The organism is Bacteroidia bacterium, assembly GCA_040880525.1.
GTDB lineage: Bacteria > Bacteroidota > Bacteroidia > CAILMK01 > JBBDIG01 > JBBDIG01.
The window spans coordinates 51,025-67,878 of record JBBDIG010000055.1; the positions used below are offsets into that span (position 1 = coordinate 51,025).

The 16,854-nt window shown below is 43.1% G+C and carries 14 protein-coding genes; 2 read left to right on the forward strand and 12 right to left on the reverse strand.

The window, feature by feature from the left end:
• Positions 1-239: 239 nt before the first annotated feature.
• The 4 genes from WD077_15230 to WD077_15245 form a co-directional block, all read right to left on the reverse strand.
• Entirely contained in the window at positions 240-3,287 is a 3,048-nt protein-coding gene (locus WD077_15230) for a T9SS type A sorting domain-containing protein (protein MEX0968583.1), read from the reverse strand.
• Positions 3,288-3,624: 337 nt separating this feature from the next.
• A complete protein-coding gene (locus tag WD077_15235) occupies positions 3,625-4,380 on the reverse strand; it encodes an alpha/beta hydrolase (protein ID MEX0968584.1) in 756 nt (251 codons plus the stop codon).
• 182 nt (positions 4,381-4,562) lie between these two features.
• On the reverse strand, positions 4,563-5,072 hold the full coding sequence (locus WD077_15240; protein ID MEX0968585.1) for a DinB family protein: 510 nt from the start codon (positions 5,070-5,072) through the stop codon (positions 4,563-4,565).
• Between the two features lie 217 nt (positions 5,073-5,289).
• On the reverse strand, positions 5,290-5,736 hold the full coding sequence (locus WD077_15245) for an SRPBCC domain-containing protein (protein ID MEX0968586.1): 447 nt from the start codon (positions 5,734-5,736) through the stop codon (positions 5,290-5,292).
• A gap of 237 nt (positions 5,737-5,973) precedes the next feature.
• Here WD077_15245 and WD077_15250 point away from each other — a divergent pair, with 237 nt between their 5' ends.
• Together WD077_15250 and WD077_15255 are read left to right on the forward strand one after the other, a co-directional pair.
• The gene (locus WD077_15250) at positions 5,974-6,135 is read left to right on the forward strand and encodes a hypothetical protein (protein ID MEX0968587.1); all 162 of its coding nucleotides are present in this window, start codon (positions 5,974-5,976) and stop codon (positions 6,133-6,135) included.
• 136 nt (positions 6,136-6,271) lie between these two features.
• Positions 6,272-8,107, forward strand: a complete 1,836-nt coding sequence (locus tag WD077_15255; GenBank protein MEX0968588.1) for a sodium-dependent transporter — start codon at positions 6,272-6,274, stop codon at positions 8,105-8,107.
• A 439-nt stretch (positions 8,108-8,546) separates the two neighbouring features.
• Here the strand turns inward: WD077_15255 and WD077_15260 are convergent, their stop codons facing one another.
• From WD077_15260 to WD077_15295, 8 genes are all read right to left on the reverse strand, one after another.
• Complete coding sequence (locus tag WD077_15260) at positions 8,547-10,694, reverse strand: cation:proton antiporter (GenBank protein ID MEX0968589.1); 2,148 nt, start codon at positions 10,692-10,694, stop codon at positions 8,547-8,549.
• 226 nt (positions 10,695-10,920) lie between these two features.
• On the reverse strand, positions 10,921-11,559 hold the full coding sequence (locus WD077_15265) for a DNA alkylation repair protein (GenBank protein MEX0968590.1): 639 nt from the start codon (positions 11,557-11,559) through the stop codon (positions 10,921-10,923).
• A gap of 120 nt (positions 11,560-11,679) precedes the next feature.
• Complete coding sequence (locus WD077_15270) at positions 11,680-12,111, reverse strand: DUF1801 domain-containing protein (protein MEX0968591.1); 432 nt, start codon at positions 12,109-12,111, stop codon at positions 11,680-11,682.
• Between the two features lie 4 nt (positions 12,112-12,115).
• Positions 12,116-13,750, reverse strand: a complete 1,635-nt coding sequence (locus WD077_15275; protein ID MEX0968592.1) for an FAD-linked oxidase — start codon at positions 13,748-13,750, stop codon at positions 12,116-12,118.
• Between the two features lie 14 nt (positions 13,751-13,764).
• Positions 13,765-14,082, reverse strand: coding sequence for a hypothetical protein (locus WD077_15280; protein ID MEX0968593.1), 318 nt, complete (start codon positions 14,080-14,082; stop codon positions 13,765-13,767).
• A 199-nt stretch (positions 14,083-14,281) separates the two neighbouring features.
• The gene (locus tag WD077_15285) at positions 14,282-15,388 is read right to left on the reverse strand and encodes a Fic family protein (GenBank protein MEX0968594.1); all 1,107 of its coding nucleotides are present in this window, start codon (positions 15,386-15,388) and stop codon (positions 14,282-14,284) included.
• Positions 15,389-15,676: 288 nt separating this feature from the next.
• On the reverse strand, positions 15,677-16,069 hold the full coding sequence (locus WD077_15290) for a DUF1428 domain-containing protein (protein ID MEX0968595.1): 393 nt from the start codon (positions 16,067-16,069) through the stop codon (positions 15,677-15,679).
• 162 nt (positions 16,070-16,231) lie between these two features.
• Positions 16,232-16,762 carry a barstar family protein gene (locus WD077_15295; protein ID MEX0968596.1) on the reverse strand — a complete coding sequence of 177 codons (531 nt, stop codon included), beginning with the start codon at positions 16,760-16,762 and terminating at the stop codon, positions 16,232-16,234.
• Positions 16,763-16,854 lie beyond the last annotated feature (92 nt).

A 16,854-nucleotide genomic window follows, 5' to 3' on the forward strand; every position in this document is an offset into this window, starting at 1 on the left:
AGTAAAAGTTGGTTCAGAACGAAAATGTCCATATTTCTTGTCCCACTCGCCTGATCTCAGGTCATCTTCTAGTGCTTTAACGAATTTCTAATTGTTTGAATCCGTTTTTTATGTTGATCGAGTTGTAACCCCTTATTCTTTCAATGTTCACAATGTGCTTAAAGTTCCAACTCACCAAAAAGTCCGCTCGGTTTAGGGTCACAGAAATGGGTATTGATTTTAATTGGCTAATAAATACTTCACTTCTTCTCAATCACAATTTTTAGTTGTGCCCTTTCATTATCAGCATTTATTAGTTCCAAAATATACAGGCCGGGGGAAATATTTTCCAGGTCAAAACTGAAAAGCACAGGAATATCTGAAGCTGTCTGAACTTCCCGTCCCTGTGCATCTCTCAGGGTGAGGCGCTGCAATTCATCATGCGGTGATTCTACCAGCAAGTGCGTTGTGGCGGGATTAGGATATACTTTCACCTGCTTCAGCCAGGGCGTTTCTTCAATTGAGGTAATGATAATTTTCACCTGTACGGTGTCTCCGTTTGTGCAGCCGTTGAGGCCGGTTGCCAATACTTGCACTGTGTACGTGTCGGTGACTGGCGGATAGGTGTGCAGCGGATTCCGGTCATTGCCGTAGGTGCCGTCACCAAAATCCCAATTTACCCATGTCAGCGAATCCGGTGAGTTGAGCGTAAACTGCACCTGGAATTGCGCGGATCCGGGTGCCTGAGTGATATGCACCTGCGGGCGTGGCTTCACTTCAATACGCATGGTATCCTGGTTCGCGCAGTTATTAGCATCCGCATAGCTGTAGATGAGGTGGTGAGTTCCATTGCCTGCAACATCTGACATAAAGACATTGCCCTGCACTCCCGGCCCTGACCATTGTCCGCCTGAGGGCATTCCAATCAGGGGAATTTGTACGGGACGATCAGTGCAAAAGGAAGTATCAGCCGGCAGATTCACTGCTGGTGGAGGCAACACGGTTACTTTCATCGTGTCACTGTTTGCGCAGTCCTGTATGCCGGAGTAATCATAGACCAGGTAATGCGTTCCCACGCCTGCTGATGCGGGATCGAATGTGTTTCCGGTGACGCCCGGCCCTTTCCATGTTCCTCCTGCGGGTTGGCCCTGCAGCGTCTGCACACTTCTGTTGATGCACCAATTCTTATCCGGCCCTGCATTGACCGGTGTGAGCGAATCCACAGTCATGAGGACCGTATCACTTGATTGACAATTATCTGCTGATGTATAGGAATAGATTAACTCATGCCGGTCTACCCCTGCTGCCAGCGGATCGAAGATATAGCTCAATCCCTGGGGTGAAACTCCATTACCCGTCCATTCGCCACCTGAGGGGTTTCCCCGGAGCAAGAATGAAGGATTTTTAATGCATAGCAATGAATCCATTCCTGCAATGACAGAAGGCAGCGGATTAACAGTAATTTCAACCGAATCTTCGGAAGTACATCCTTGGCTGTTGGTAAAAGTATAGGTTAGATAATCCCCATCGTTTGCCTGTGATATCACAAGTTTGTTATCAACTACACCGGGGCCACTCCACGTTCCGCTGGAAGGCGAGACGTAATTGGAGAGATAAAGCGTGTCGCCATCCTCGCAAACCTCAGGAAGCGGATGCATCGCCAGGGAAGGTAATTGCAGGCTGTTCACTAATACGCTATCGGTATCTTCACATCCTTGCGCATCAACTACTTCTACTGTAAATAATTGATTGGTGCTGGCTACGCCCCTGTATATGCGGTCTGACACCGAACCCGGTTGCCAGGTGTAGCTGTAACTGCCATTTCCCGAAACCACTGTTGCCGTAAGCATAAACGAATCGCCCAGGCAAACATCAATGTCAGGACCTGCCGTCACTTCCAGGTTATCATAGAACGGAATCGTCACCGTGTCTCTGAAAGTCTGACTGCATTGGTTGCGGAAGGCTCTCACGGTATAAGGCTGGTCGCCTGCTGCCGGGAAGTTGAGGCTTTTGTTATGGATTTGAAAAGTATCGCCATCAATAGTCCATTCATAAGTGAGGGTAACATCTATCCCGGAAAGCGTCATATTTCCGCATCCTGTAGGAGTGGCCGTATAATTTGCCGCAGGTGCAGAGTCCACATCAATCCTGAAGGTCTTGACCAGATGATCCTGCATTGGACACCTTCTTCCAACAATATCCACGGAAAAGAAATGAGGTGAGGTGCCTATATCCGCAGCAGTTGGCGCCCATTTAAGATGAAACTGCTTTGAGGAATTGTTTCCTGTAATTTTAACGTTGGCGCCTGGAATGCCGTGGCCCCAGGTTATTGAGTTGGAATCCGTAGTATCAAATCCGGCAATGTCGAATTTCATTTCGAAAGTATCGCCAGGGCATGTGCGGTAGTGAGTGCTCAAAGAGGCCGGAGAAATAGTTATAGAATCCGTGAATTGGCAGGAGGTTATAATGGCTTGCCAGTCACGGGTTACTTCTCCGATTTTATTTCCATGCCGGTATTCCTCCACTTTTACGGCCATCCACGCAACCTGCGACTGCATGGGCCGGAATCTCAGTTGGCCGGAATCAGAATCAATATGAAAACCGCGGCAGAGGGGCCGAATGAAAGGCAGATTGTTGTTGGGAAATCCATTGAAATAGAGGGGCTTATCATAGCTGTAAGGAGTTAAATAGGGTATAGAATTGCTTGAATCCCGCAGAACAGGAGTTAGCGAGTATACCAAAGAATCACCATCTGCATCCACGGCATTGATGGCATGATCTATACATTCTGACGTACAGGAAATAGTGAGTGCGTTGCTTTGCAGAATCGGAGAACTGTTGGATCCCGACTGGCAGATGTTGATTGTGAGTTCATTATAATAGGATGTGCTGGAAAGGCCCATGCTGCGGGTGGTGCCGTCATAGTAAACCCTGAAGTTACAGGAATTCTTGTTGCCCAAAAACACCGTGTCTACAAAGATCTGCTTCTGCACACCATAGGGAAAGGAAGAGCTGCTGCTCTGGCAGCGGGACAGTTCGCTGGGGCAGAGGGAAGTAACATCAGTGTTGGAAACGATGGATAGGTACAATACCTCCTGGTAGTTCGAGTTCAACCCCTGGATTGTGGCAGGTACTGTGTCCGGCAGATTGATGGCATTGCAATCGCGGTAAATTGCTAACCTCACCTCGAAAGTGTCTCCGCCAATGTGCTGCATGGAGAATTCAGTGCCTACTACATGGCCACCCCGGCTTGGGTTTGCTGAAAAAATGAAAATTGTGAAAAATATAAATAAGTAAGAGTTTCTCATGGGGCTTTAAATTCAGATTATCGTGAAATTATATGAAGCTAACCAAATATCAAGGGTGGTGGTTCCTTATTCTTTCATAATTTCCAGCAGCATTTTAAGTATTCAAGTTTGAAAGGTTATGTATTTTTATTCTTTTTTATTGCTCCAAAAATACCGTTATTAGGACTAATGCGCATGGTTGCAGTATTTTGTAGCATGAAACCTAAAGGGTAGCAAAAAATGACTTATGACGGCTTTCCAAATGCTCTACTGTTCTGTGAACAAACTTACTTAAAGGCCGAAAACTTTGATTTACGGTTTTACCCACCATAATTATTAGAGGCAATTTCATCACGCTTTACCAATTATTACCCTTAAAGAAATCTTTTGAAGTTTTTATAAATAGATCTTTGTTTCCATCAAGATGGACCCAATGTCCGGTATTTGGCACAACCCATAGAAACGCATTTGGCATTTTTGCTTTAGTCCTGATAATACATTCCAATGGAGTAGCATGATCATTATCGCCCACTACCAGAAGAGTCAGGGTTTTAATGCTCTTTAAGTCAGCTTCATTTAATTGAACAGAGTAATTGGGAACCTGGTCGAGAATGTTTTTTATTCTATCATCACTAATTTGTTGATCACGCATCCACGGCAGATTTTCCAAATTTGCATATGACAAATATTCAACGAATTGAGGGAAATCTTCAGCATTCCATGTTCCGCAAGAACCAACTATTATCATGGATTTAATCAAATCCGGTTTTATCAATGCTAATTGGAAAAGGATCTCACCTCCATAACTGTAACCAATTGCATTAATATTATCTAAGCCTAAATATTCGATCAGGTCCATTAAATTCTGTGCTGCTGACCTTACAGATACCTCTTCAACAAAAGCACTCGACCTCCCATGCCCCATCAAGTGCACCAAATAGATCTTATATTCGTTGCTATATTCATGGATAAACTGCTTCCACGACTGCAATGACTGAGTAAAGCCATGTAAAAGAAACAGAGCTTTACCGTGACCATAAACCTCATAATAGGTATGAATGCCGTTTAATTCTATGGTATCTGCTCTATTAAACTTTTGTGAATTACCATTCATAGTTGGAATTATTAATCGTTAAAAAAAAGAACTCACTTATCCGCCTATTCAATAATTTTTCTAATGTGTACAAGATTCCTGGTATTACCCTTATCCCCAATCAGGTACGAGTTGTTGAAACGTCCCGGTGGGAGAACGTTCGTTAACGGGCATTCTTTGTTTTTTATGTATGCTCGTCTTACTCACCATTCTCCGGCATAAGTTAGACTCTCGCCAGTATGTTGACGTAAGTAGTCGAATTTTAATTTAAGTATCTGTCGAATATGTAGATAATCGTGAGCAAGCCAATTGGATAAAAACATTTTTGCAGTCATCTGTCCAAACTTGGGATGGCTATAGGCATTGTCCCATTTTGGAGATTGGAGTGATTGTAGCCATTCAACGGACTGTTCTCGTTCTTTCAAAAACCTTTTCAGTATATCTTTAAAGGACTGTTGTAAATATTCCCGTTCATTCACCCAGCCGGGCGGATCAATAGATGGTAATAATTCTGTCGGGGTTTCAAGAACGTGTTTTACTCTTGCCCGAAAGTCTTCACGTTCTTCGTCATAGAGGTGGCAAATGATTTCAAGCAGACACCATTTTTCAGGTTTGATTTTCCACAAATATTCTTCTATTGTCAATCCTGTTAGCAGTTCTTTAAATACGCCTCTATTCCCTGAGAGTTCTTTTATGATTGCAGTTTGCTCCATTTTGTCTGTTTTTCAATGACGCCAAACTTGTTTATAGATACTATTTTTCCTGTTTTTAACCTACCCTCAAATATCCATATTCTCTGCCGCATTCGGAACATCATGAAGTCTTTTTTGCCGGATACTAGTAACCGGCAACAAACTTACTTAAAAACTAAAAAGCGGAAATTACCACTTTAATCGCTATAGGTTATTTGTCTGTTATGGGGCCGCTACTTTATTCTCTATTTACATACTTTTCAAGTTTGTCAAATGCTCCTTGCCAGGCATGGATAAAATATTGTCTTGCCTGTTCCCAGTCATCTGTGTTTCGCCATCCAGTATGAATTAAGGTCACTTTTGTCTCGTTACCTTGTGCAGTAAATATCACTGTCACATTTGTCAAGGGCCGAATGTCGTTCATGAAATGCTTATACTGCACCGGCCCTCTCCATTCAAAGTTCAAATAGTTTGGAGTATCAATTGCCAGTACTTTGCACCCGATTGTGCTATTATTTTCCCGGTCGTCCGGAACCCAAAACAATTCATATTTCCCACCCACTTCAGGTTCCACATCTGCCTTATTGGTTAACCACCTTTCCAAATGTTTATTCTCAGTAATCATTTCGAATGCTTTGTGAACTGAGCAGTTAAGAATCACTGTCCGAATTATTATCTTGTCCATATCGAGATTGCTGTTTTATGACTATTGGGCGTAGGTTTTTTATTCTCTTAACTTATCTTTCTTCTTAATCTGTCTTCCGAACCAAAATCCCATTATTAAGACAGGAATCAGCCCGAAAAATGTTATCCAAAATAGTGGTTTTGGGTTCATTTAAATATGCTACAACTAGAATATATGTACGCTTTTTCCTGTTTTTCTCTCCGTCAAATATCCGCATTCCCTACCAAATTTGAACCCATGAAAATTTTTGCTGATGTGAACAAGATTCCTGGCATTACCCGGACCAGCATTTCCCCAATCTGGTTCGAACCTGTAGAAACGCCCCGCTGCAAGTTCTTTCCAGTGTTTAGAAGCAAGTTCAACCTCCAATGGAATAGCACCCGGATGGGTGGAAAGTAGTTTTAAAGCAGCTATGGGAAATACGCAAATGGAGAAGCCAGAAGCAGCTCAATAATATATTTTTGACCGGTGGTACACCGAGGCAAAACCCCACTTAATTTTGACATCCACAGAACTGTATCATCTTTTATGGACTATGGGTAATAAAAAGCAATCTTCATCACTGCCAAAGCCCGAAAGCTGGGGTACACGCATAGGTTTAATACTGGCAATGGCGGGCAATGCCGTAGGCCTGGGAAACTTTCTCCGTTTCCCGGTGCAGGCCGTTGAGAATGGCGGAGGCGCCTTTATTATTCCCTACCTCGTCTGTTTCCTGCTTATGGGCATTCCGCTGCTGTGGATTGAATGGACGATGGGACGTTATGGCGGCAAATTCGGCAATCATTCCACGCCCTTTATCCTGGACGAAATGACCAAGCGAAAGTTCTGGAAGTACTTTGGGGTATTTGGAATCTTTACCAACATAGCTGTAGCTTCATATTATTGCTACATCGAAAGCTGGACGATGAGCTATGTATACCACAGCCTGGTGCAGACTTTTGATGGAATGACCCAGGGGCAGGTGGCCGCATTCTTTGACAACTATATAGACGTTTCCAACTCCACCACCGGCATTCCGTATGAAGCTGTGATCTTCTATATTATTTGCCTCTCATTAAACATTTACATTCTCTCACGGGGACTGCAAAAAGGCGTTGAAAAAGCCGCAATGATAGGTATGCCGCTGCTGATCCTTTTTGGGATAATACTGGCCATCCGTGGAATTACACTGGGCGACTCAGGTGCTCCGGCCGGCTGCACCGACTGCAACGCTGCCCTGGGCCTCAACTTCCTCTGGGAGCCGCAGTTTTCCAGCCTGGCAGATCCGAAGGTGTGGCTGGCAGCGGCAGGGCAAATCTTTTTCACCCTCTCCGTTGGGATGGGCACAATCCAGTGTTATGCCGCCTATGTGCGCAGCAAGGATGATATTGCCCTCAATGCCATGTCGGCCGGGTGGATGAATGGCTTTGTGGAGGTTGTATTGGGCGCATCCATTGTAATACCCATTGCTGCCGGGTATTTGGGATTGCAGTGGGTGCAGGAAAATGCTGGGTTTGCAATGGCCTTCCAGACTATGCCCTTTCTATTTATGCAATGGGGCGACCTCTTCGGTACGCTGGCTGGCGTCTTTTGGTTCGGGTTGCTCTTTTTCGCAGGCATTACTTCTTCCCTCGCTATGGGCACGCCCTGGATGGGTTTTATGCGCGATGAATTTAAGTGGACAAACAACCGCTCCGCGATCTCCTTTGGATTCCTCACCCTGGCAATGGGCCTGCCTTGCATATTTTTTTACAACGAAGGGGTTTTTGGCGAATATGATTATTGGGCCGGCACCGTATCGCTCGTGGTATTTGCCCTGGCCGAAACCATCATTTTTTCCTGGATATTTGGCATAAACAATAGCTGGCGGGAATTAAATGAAGGTGCAGATATTATTATTCCCAGGGCTTATAAGGCTATTATGACCACCATCACCCCGCTGTTGCTGCTTATTATATTTGCCTTTTCACTGGCCACACCCGCAGGGAATGACTGGGGCAAAGCCTGGAACGAGGGATATGAACTGGATGAGGGAAGCATAATAGGCAGGATTATGCATAAAGGCGTAACAGCCAACCGCGCCTACTTTAGCGATCATTTCGAATCGGAAGTGGCCGGGATCGCCATCATTGTCACTGAAAACGAAGTTGTCATCTCCGCAAGCCAGGCGGCAGGTTCGCCCATCCTGAAAACTTACAGCTTTGGAGAAAAGAAAACAATGCTGATACGAGAAGGACAGCTACTGGAAGTAGGTACCCCGATAGCTGAGGGCACATTTATAAACAATATTTTTTATGTGGACATGAGCCGGTTCCTAATGATGTCACTGTTTATTTTCCTCTGCATTCTTGTGTTCCGCGCCTCCCAACTCCGAGAAAAACGAAAACTATGACCACAGAAGCACTAGTAATGATGATTACCGTTCAGGTAATTGTAACTGCCATCACCGGATATTTCTTTTACCTGGTATTGCGGGATAAGAGGAAGTAAAGGCAGCCTGGTGGATTTTTGGCACCGTCAAATTTAATAGTTGTAATACCTTTATTTAGCGATTCAGCCTGCTTTAGCTATAGCCGATGTTCTGTTAAATAACCTGCTTATTTTTTTGTTTCTCAACTTCAATCGTAATGAACTCCGGCAAATAGTTGGGCGTAGATCCTTTTGCTACCTTTTCACCTTAAATAAACTTAATGCAAATGGACATAGAAGCAAATCCGGCAGAAAGGAAGTGTGTACAAGAGTTTATCTTACTGTTTCCCTACAGTAGTATAACAGGCGCTACAGTGGGCTTAATGGCTCACCTGCCCTCTACCCGACTGAGTGTCCGGGGTTTATTTTCTTTTGAATATTTTCGCAATCGTTTTTCCAATTTCGTCAAGTTTTTCCAGCGGTTCAATAAATGTCGGATTTATCAAGTCGATTTGTGAGGTGTCCGTTACACCTGCCTGCATTGGGTATATCAAAATATAACTCGTGTCTTTGAAATATTTATTAAGATACGAAGGTATTTTAGCCATATTACTGTGGTAGGAAGGCTTGTCTTTTCTACTTAGGACAATTATTAAATTGTCGTCTTTGCTAAAATCTCTTGCCAATATTAAGAAGTCGTCCCAATCGTTGAATTCTTCAAAATCACATTCTATCGGGTGTTTGGATTGAATTTCCTGAATGAATTTCAAAGTTTCGTTGTTGGCATAAAACCGAAGTTTTGCGCCTGAATTCCTTGCTATGTTCCAAACCTTAATTAACCAAAAGGGAAACCCAATTTCTTTTTCTGCATTCTCCGGAACAATTATTATGTGTCTTTTGACCGTTGCGAAAGGTTGGGCAGGTTTATAAATTAGGGTTGTGGTGTTGCATTTTGTCAGGATACCTTCGGTTAAGTTACCTAAAAAGCTGTCCGATATACCTTTCTTGATGTGAAGCCCCAAAATCAAGTCAGATATTTTGTTCTCCTTAACTACACTTGTAATTCCATTTACAATATTCAAGTCATAGCGAAGTAATTCGTGTACCAAATTGTCAGTTGCTGACGCGGTTACTGCTGCTTTGTTTAATATTTTTTTGGCTCGTTTGTCAGCCGAAACGTCCACTGTACTATTATCAACGATACACAGGGCATAGAGTCCGTCTTTATTTTTCTTTGATTTGATCGTTACGCCTAAATTTATTAATTCGTCTGTCGTCTCAATATTACTAATAGGGATGAGGATTTTCTCTTGATTTTCATCTTCATCAGATGTAGTGTCACCTGCTTCGGATAATGCAATATTTTGAGCACCTTTTTGAGCAACAAACGAAGCAATGGTGCAAGTGAAGAGAATCATCAGAATAGTTCCGTTTAAAATGCTCTCACTTAGCAACCGGATTGGCGCTCCTGTTTCGGTTTCTCCAATGATGATATTATAACCAACTAAAACGGCTGCCAGCGTAGCGGCTGCCTGTGCGTTACTTAGCCCAAAAATCAATCTCCGCTCGTCAACCGAAAATTTATAGGTTTTTTGAGTTATCCAGGCAGCCAGGAACTTGGCAGTTGTAGCCACCACAATCATTACGGATGCGACTTTAATGGTTTCCATGTCCTTGAAAAATGCGCGATAATCTATCAGCATCCCTACACCGATAAGAAAGAAAGGAATAAAGATGGCGTTCCCAACAAATTCAATTCTATTCATTAAGGGGGAAGTTTGCGGTATCAGTCTGTTAAGTGCTAATCCCGCCAGGAAAGCTCCAATAATTGCTTCAATTCCTGCCATTTCGGCAAGGACAGCTCCAAGAAAAACCATTACTAATACGAAAATGTATTGAGAAACATTGTCATCAAACCGCTTTAAAAACCAACGCCCGATAATTGGGAAAAGCAGCATTACAATAAGTCCGAAAACGAGGATGGATATGGACAACCTTATCCAAAATTCAGTATTGACTTCACCCGTGGTCATTCCTACAATTACGGCAAGAACCAAAAGGGCTAATGTGTCGGTAATCATAGTTCCCCCAACTGTGATATTTACAGCTTTATTTTTTGCTACGCCTAACTTGCTGATCAGCGGATATGCTATTAATGTATGAGAGGCGAACATACTCGCCAATAGAATGGAGGTTGGCATTGAAAAATCTAATATATAAAGCCCTGATAATATTCCTAAAGTCATGGGTATGATAAAAGTATATAAACCAAAAACCAAACTTTTTTTACTGTTCTTCTTGAAGTCGGCCAGGTCAATTTCCAGACCTGCAAGGAACATTATATATAAAAGCCCTGCGGTCCCTGAGAGTATGATACTGCTGTCCCTTACAATAAGGTTAAATCCATTTGGGCCAATTACTGCACCTGCTATGATGAGTCCGAGAAGGTGAGGGATTTTAATTTTGTTTAGGATAATTGGGGCAAACAGAATAATCACCAATATCAAAAGGAATTTTAATACTGGATTGGCCAGAGGTAATGTAGTCTCAAAAATATTCAATAATATCAATCCTTCTCGTTTTGGTTGTTACTGTGTCGGATTGCATAACCTAGCACAACTATTGGCTAACGCAATTGCGTTTATTTCCACTTTACCTGTACCTGGCATTCCTCCTAGCTTTCGCTGCCAAAAGTAGGTAAAATCCTATTAGTGCTCCCGATTGTCCAGGGGTATTTTTATTCGTGAGGCAAAATGCCGGATCCGTAATTTATTCAGAATTAAATAACCTGCTTACTTATTTTCGTTTCTCAACTTCAATCGCAATAAATTCCGGTAAATAGTTGGGCGTACATCCTTTTGCTACCTTTTCACCTTTGTAGAGACCCACTTTCTCACCAAGTTTAATACAGCGTTTACGATTCTTTTCATCGTAAACGCCTATCCAGCCTGCGGTGAAATTCATGGCCCATTGAACTTCCGGTTCTTCCTGCGTAATATTAGCTTCTATTGCAGATAGCAGGGCTGCCGTATTATCAGGCGGTGTTTGTCCGGTCCATCTCAATCGCGCCTGATAATACCAAAATGTTCTCCTTTGAAGCGCAGAAGGACTCTTTTCCCACGATTCCATCAATGCAATTTTCTCTTTGTCTTTAGCGAGCTGATTGGCCATTAACCAATCCATCAGGTTATTTCGCTCAGCAGAAGGGTGAGTCTGCATATCCTTATCAAGATTATAGAGCACATCTTTAGAGAGAAGTTTCTTGTCCATAATTAAGGTTGCCAATAACCTGGGCAAAAACGCTCCTGTCGACCAAAGCTCCATAGCCAGTTCGTGATCTTTTTTAATGTCCTTCGCGATTTTTCGCAAGTCGCCCATCTTAGTTTTACTATTGATCTGACGAAGAATCTTTTCTGCTTTTGAAGAGCGTTTCATCTGTATTTTTATTTTCATTAATTCACAAAACGTTCACAGCTAAAGTATGTGCGGCTTTTCGGAGCACTTTCCTGGGGCAACCAACTCAATTAGCGGGTCGTAGCTTTTTTATTCTTACCCTCAACAAGCACCTTCGTGATTTTCATTTATGTATTTGATGGTCTCTTTACTAAGTTTTTCCAATGTGTCAAGGTTGAGGTCAGTCAACTTTTTGAAATAAATGCAAGCTTTGCCCATTTTGTATTTGCCCAATTTGTCAAGTAGTTCTTTATTGTCGTTGCCTGAAGCAGAAACATATAGAGAGAACTCAGCCTTTCTAGGTGAAAAGCCAATAAGGGGTGCATCCCCTTCATGGCCACTGGCATATTTATAGTGATAACTTCCAAAGCCAATAATTGTCGGGCCCCACATTTTAGGTTCAAAGCCTGACCATTCCCGCATAAGTTCAATGAGACGAAAGCTGTCTTGTTTCTTTTCTTCTTTGTCAACAAATGAGTTTATAAAATCAATAACGTTGACGTCTGTTTCTGTTGTCTTGTTTTTTATAGCCATAGCTTTATGTCAATAATATTTTCCCTGGCTGGTCCAACCCACATTGTTCCAGGAACTCATTGTTGAAAACCGCTTGTGCGCTGGCCGAAAGTAGCTGGTTGCGGTGCCCCAGCCATTTGTCAACGGCATCCCCGTATATTCTGCGCACCCGTTCTTTGTTTAGGACATTGTTATTCTTGCCCCAATGGACGGTATAAGAAATGTTGTGTGCTTCAAGGACATCCACCAGTTTTTCTGAGAAGTTGTAGTTGACCTTGGCGTCAACACCATCCATTTCAAGGACACAACTGTTTTCAAAGCGGGTGAAGCCCAGCGTGGCTTTGTTGCCTTTCACAAAACGCATGGCCATTACACCCGCAAAGGGAATATTGCGGTTATTGCCCAGGACAATATCAATGACTTTGGGCATGTCCTTCCGGTCAAATGCGAATGCGCCACTGTATAGCTTGCCGCGGAAAATGGTATTGCGGAATGTTTCGCCCACCGTCCCGATCGCTTTTTCCGGCCGGTTATAGGCCAGGTTGAACAAGGTATTTACCGCGTTTGGAATAACCAGACCGTCCAGCATGTTGCCCGGAAGTACTTCTACTTGGTCCAATACTTTTTGAATAAGCCCAAGCACATCATCACCATAAGTGTAACCTTGTGTTTGGGGTTCAATGCGCTCGTAGTCTTCACGATAGGGTTCTTTGTACATTACCCTGAAATAGACACCTTTGTCAGGGTTGTTTTTTTCGAAGTTGTGCGGATTGATGGCAAGTTCAAAATGGTAAAGCTTTTCATTGGCTACGGCCAAAGGATAATTGAGGACATGTGCCAGGCCGGAAAAATCGTAATCGGTGATGGCTTTCTCCAGATTACCGTCATAGGCGATCTGCGTGAGTTGCTGTTCCAGCAGAAACTTGGGCTCAACCTCGATCAGCACGCTGTGGATGAAGCCAAAGCTGCCGAAGCTGATAAGGGCAGAATTAAAGATATCGTCATCCAGGATGACTTCAGCTTTTATCCATTCCTGAAATTTTGCGGAAGTAACGGGTCGCGAGGCCCGTTCGATCCATACATGCCTGTCGGGCCCCGTCACGATGTGCATGCCAAGCACAAATTCCGAAAGGGAGCCAAATTTAAAGGCGGCCCCATGGGTATTCGTTGAAAGGGCGCCAACAATGGTCTGGCCGTTGCTGCCGCCCGATGCCCTGAGCGATTTAGGAGGATTCCTTTCCTGTTCCAACAATTCGTTTATGGAAATCATGGAATTGCCACATTGGGCGAAAAGCAGGTTGAAGGGGTCGCCAGAATTCAGATATTCCTCCGACAATTGTGAAGACCCAAGGCTTGCTTTTAGCCGGAGCTTTTTGGTATTAACGATGCCATCCGGGCAAACGGCTACTTTGCTCAGCGACCAGCCACTTCCCATGGGTCGAAGGCGGAGGTTGTTGTCAATAGCGTGCTGGATGAGCCATTGGAAATTTTCTGTGGTCTGGTTATACTTGTCCTTAAACGAGGGGTATTGCCGTTCAAATCCGGGATCAGAAACCGTGAGGTCAAAGGATGCTCCGGGCTTGAGTGCCTGGGTGAAATTTCCGTGGGCGTTTGTAAAGCTCGTGATATCAAGAGGTTTGATTCCAAGGGGTAAGTTCATGGCTTGTTTTTTTGTCAATCCAAATGTTCTTCATCAACCTGAGATGGGCAACAATCCCAAACTACTTTTTGTGGCACTACAATACCTACGGTTATTGCTGAGACCATGATGTAGCCGATATTGGTTTTTACCTGCACCATACATATAGATTTCGATTCGCATCCGGCCGGAATATCGTTGGGCTGCAGTATTCCCCAAAGGTAAATCACACGCGTTTTCTCAGAGGGCACAATATTGTCGGTGTCATAGTTGGCGACCACTTTCATTGTCATGCATCCTGAAAGCATGACCAAAAGAGTCAAAACCAAACTGGCGTTTCTAATGCTGTTCATGGTAGTAGGTTTAAGCGTTCAATAAAGGTATCGAAATTTCCGGCTGTAAGTTAAAGAATTCTATCGCAGGGAGTTTATAGGGTGCCGAAGAAAAGTACGGGTTTCACTGCATGAGCTTCTATTGTCATTTATATTATTCCTTTTAAAATCGCAGCAGCATGGGGCACGCGTCACGCTCATACAATGTTATGTCCAGTGGTTATTCCAATTTAAAGTCTGTTAATTCATAATTGCCGTTTCGCCCTCCTTCGTCTGTTTGTTGTAAGATACCTTTTTCCACCAAGTCTTTTATATCTCGTAAGGCGGTATCAGTAGAGGTTTTGGTGATTTTAGCCCATTTTGAGGTTTGTAATTTTCCTTCAAAACCGTCTAAGAGTTTGTTGAGTATTAGGCGTTGGCGTTCGTTAATGGGGGTATGTTCGTGTAGTTTCCAAAACTCAGCTTTCCGCAATATTTTTTGTGTGGTGTTTTCGGTGGCGAGCATCGCATTTTTGAGGCAATGCAAAAACCAGTCGAGCCATTCTGTAATGTCTCCTGTGCTGTGTTGTACTTTTTGCAATATTTCGTAATAGCGTTTGCGTTCGGCTAATATTTGGCTCGACATACTGTAAAATCGTTCACCGCTGCCTTCAGCACGGGCAAGCAACATATCGGTTATAGCTCGCGCTATTCTACCGTTGCCGTCATCAAAGGGGTGAATGATGATAAACCAAAAGTGAGCTATGGCAGCCTTCAGCACCGGGTCCAGCGTTTTGTCGTTGTTGAACCAATCTAAAAACTTGTCCATTTCCGCTTTTACGCATTTGGGATTTACAGCTTCGTAATGCACCTTTTCTTTGCCCATTGCACCGGAAATAACTTGCATTTCCCCAGTTCGGTATCGTCCCACTTCTATTTTGTTAAGGCCGCTGTAGCCTGTTGGGAAAAGTGCTGCGTGCCAACCAAACAATCGTTTTTCGGTCAGCGGCAAGGTGTGGCGTTGTGTGGCATCAAGCATCATTTCTACCACGCCTTCTATATGTCGGCTGCTCGCCACCAGTCCTGCGATGTTAATTCCCAAACGCCTCGCTATGGAGGAGCGCACCTGGTCGTAGTTCAGCATCTCGCCTTCTATTTCAGATGATTTTACTACATCTAAGGTTAATGCCGTAAGGGTGGCCTCTTCTTTGGCTGAAAAGCCCAGGGCGTTCATTTGTCCAATGATTTTGCCTTGCATCAATCGAACCTGGCCAAATACGGAATTTATGGCCTTGTCTTGCCAGGTAAAGTCTGTCCAGTTTTTAATTTCGTAAATGTATTTTGCCATTACTCCAAATCAATTTATGCGGTAAATATACAAATTATTTACCGCATAAATGCGGTGTTTGTTTGGTTTTTTTTCACCGCAAGAGATGAGGTTTGACAGGTTGTTCGATCATTAGCTATAACGTTTCTCGGCTATGGCAAGTGCGGGATTTCAAGGCACTTACTTGTCCGATTAGCAGTTAGTTTATTTTGTGTAATTACTTTCATTTTAGCACTTTAGCCGCATTTGCGATAGCCGATGTTGTACAACGGCTTTTTTTCGAAATAGCAAACGGTTATAATTTGTAGTCTATCCAACTTCACTTGTATTGGACTGAACAAGCGGTTGGAATCCTCCATAAACCATTCTTTCGGCATCAAAAATTAATCTTTTGGGATCAGTTAACGGGGCAACTAATTCCGCCATTCTTGAATCAGTGGGAACTTGCATGTTTGCTGTATCACGAATCTCTTTGGAAGGGAAAATAACCCAACCAAATATTATTACTTCATCTTCTTTCAAATCCACTACATCAATGAAAGAACGAGTACCTTCCAATTTCAAATCATCTCCGACATACTCAAAATATGAAAGTGCTCCATATTCTTTCCAAATTTCAGCTACTTTTTCAGCCACACTCTTGTATTTTTTCAGGTGAATTCGTGGAATTGGAAGTACAAATCCGTCTATGTAATTTGTCATATCATCACTTATTTTATTCAATTATTTGTTAGTTTTCAAGACTGTTACACAACAGTTTTGAATAAACGCAGGGCGGCTTTGTCCGGGGTTTTGTAAAGAAACGAAAGGTTTCTCTGTCCACCGTAAATGCCCAACCGGAGTGGGATTAAAGCCGACTTGCGTTTATTTGGTGTTGTGCGGTCGTGCTTTTTCATTTTTTCTTCTTTTGTCGTCAATCCATTCTTCTCCGTTCCAAGTCGGGTTTAGTCCACCAAGTTTGGAAAAGCTCAGGTCTGGATCGTCTGATTGAATTAATCCTATTAGTCTCTTGTTGGTCAGCAGCCATTGTCTTGACTGTTCCGTGATTACGTCAAGAAGTCCTTCACACCATTCTTTGTCAGTTGTTGCTATATTGTCAAAATGCCGAAATACTATTACGAGTCCTTTTTGGTCTGTCGGATTTAAATCACCGAGACAGTCGTTGAGTGCGTCCAAGTTTTCTCCGTAGTAGGCTGGAAAATCTAGTCCATTCTTTAATTCTTGGTGGGCTGTCGTGGGTGTCCAAGTTGATGTATTGAAGTCAGCTATTTGATAGTCGAGCTTTTTCAATTCATTCAAATCCTTGTCAAGAATGATCTGGTCGTGATACATGGAAATTGCTCCGTTCTGGAGAATCTGTAAATCGAGTTCTATGTCATTCGTGAATAGTTCCATGTCATTTTTTTTTGCATGCTGCACAACTCGTTTATATATGTGATAAAATCACATATAACACTCCGGTAAGGGCGTTATTGTGTGACTTTGTG

Bases quoted from the DNA above. Each gene is read 5' to 3' on its own strand.
- WD077_15230 (MEX0968583.1), bottom strand. From the start codon at position 3,287: ATGAGAAACTCTTACTTATTTATATTTTTCACAATTTTCATTTTTTCA.
- WD077_15235 (MEX0968584.1), bottom strand. From the start codon at position 4,380: ATGAATGGTAATTCACAAAAGTTTAATAGAGCAGATACCATAGAATTA.
- WD077_15240 (MEX0968585.1), bottom strand. From the start codon at position 5,072: ATGGAGCAAACTGCAATCATAAAAGAACTCTCAGGGAATAGAGGCGTA.
- WD077_15245 (MEX0968586.1), bottom strand. From the start codon at position 5,736: ATGGACAAGATAATAATTCGGACAGTGATTCTTAACTGCTCAGTTCAC.
- WD077_15250 (MEX0968587.1), top strand. From the start codon at position 5,974: ATGAAAATTTTTGCTGATGTGAACAAGATTCCTGGCATTACCCGGACC.
- WD077_15255 (MEX0968588.1), top strand. From the start codon at position 6,272: ATGGGTAATAAAAAGCAATCTTCATCACTGCCAAAGCCCGAAAGCTGG.
- WD077_15265 (MEX0968590.1), bottom strand. From the start codon at position 11,559: ATGAAACGCTCTTCAAAAGCAGAAAAGATTCTTCGTCAGATCAATAGT.
- WD077_15270 (MEX0968591.1), bottom strand. From the start codon at position 12,111: ATGGCTATAAAAAACAAGACAACAGAAACAGACGTCAACGTTATTGAT.
- WD077_15275 (MEX0968592.1), bottom strand. From the start codon at position 13,750: ATGAACTTACCCCTTGGAATCAAACCTCTTGATATCACGAGCTTTACA.
- WD077_15280 (MEX0968593.1), bottom strand. From the start codon at position 14,082: ATGAACAGCATTAGAAACGCCAGTTTGGTTTTGACTCTTTTGGTCATG.
- WD077_15285 (MEX0968594.1), bottom strand. From the start codon at position 15,388: ATGGCAAAATACATTTACGAAATTAAAAACTGGACAGACTTTACCTGG.
- WD077_15290 (MEX0968595.1), bottom strand. From the start codon at position 16,069: ATGACAAATTACATAGACGGATTTGTACTTCCAATTCCACGAATTCAC.
- WD077_15295 (MEX0968596.1), bottom strand. From the start codon at position 16,762: ATGGAACTATTCACGAATGACATAGAACTCGATTTACAGATTCTCCAG.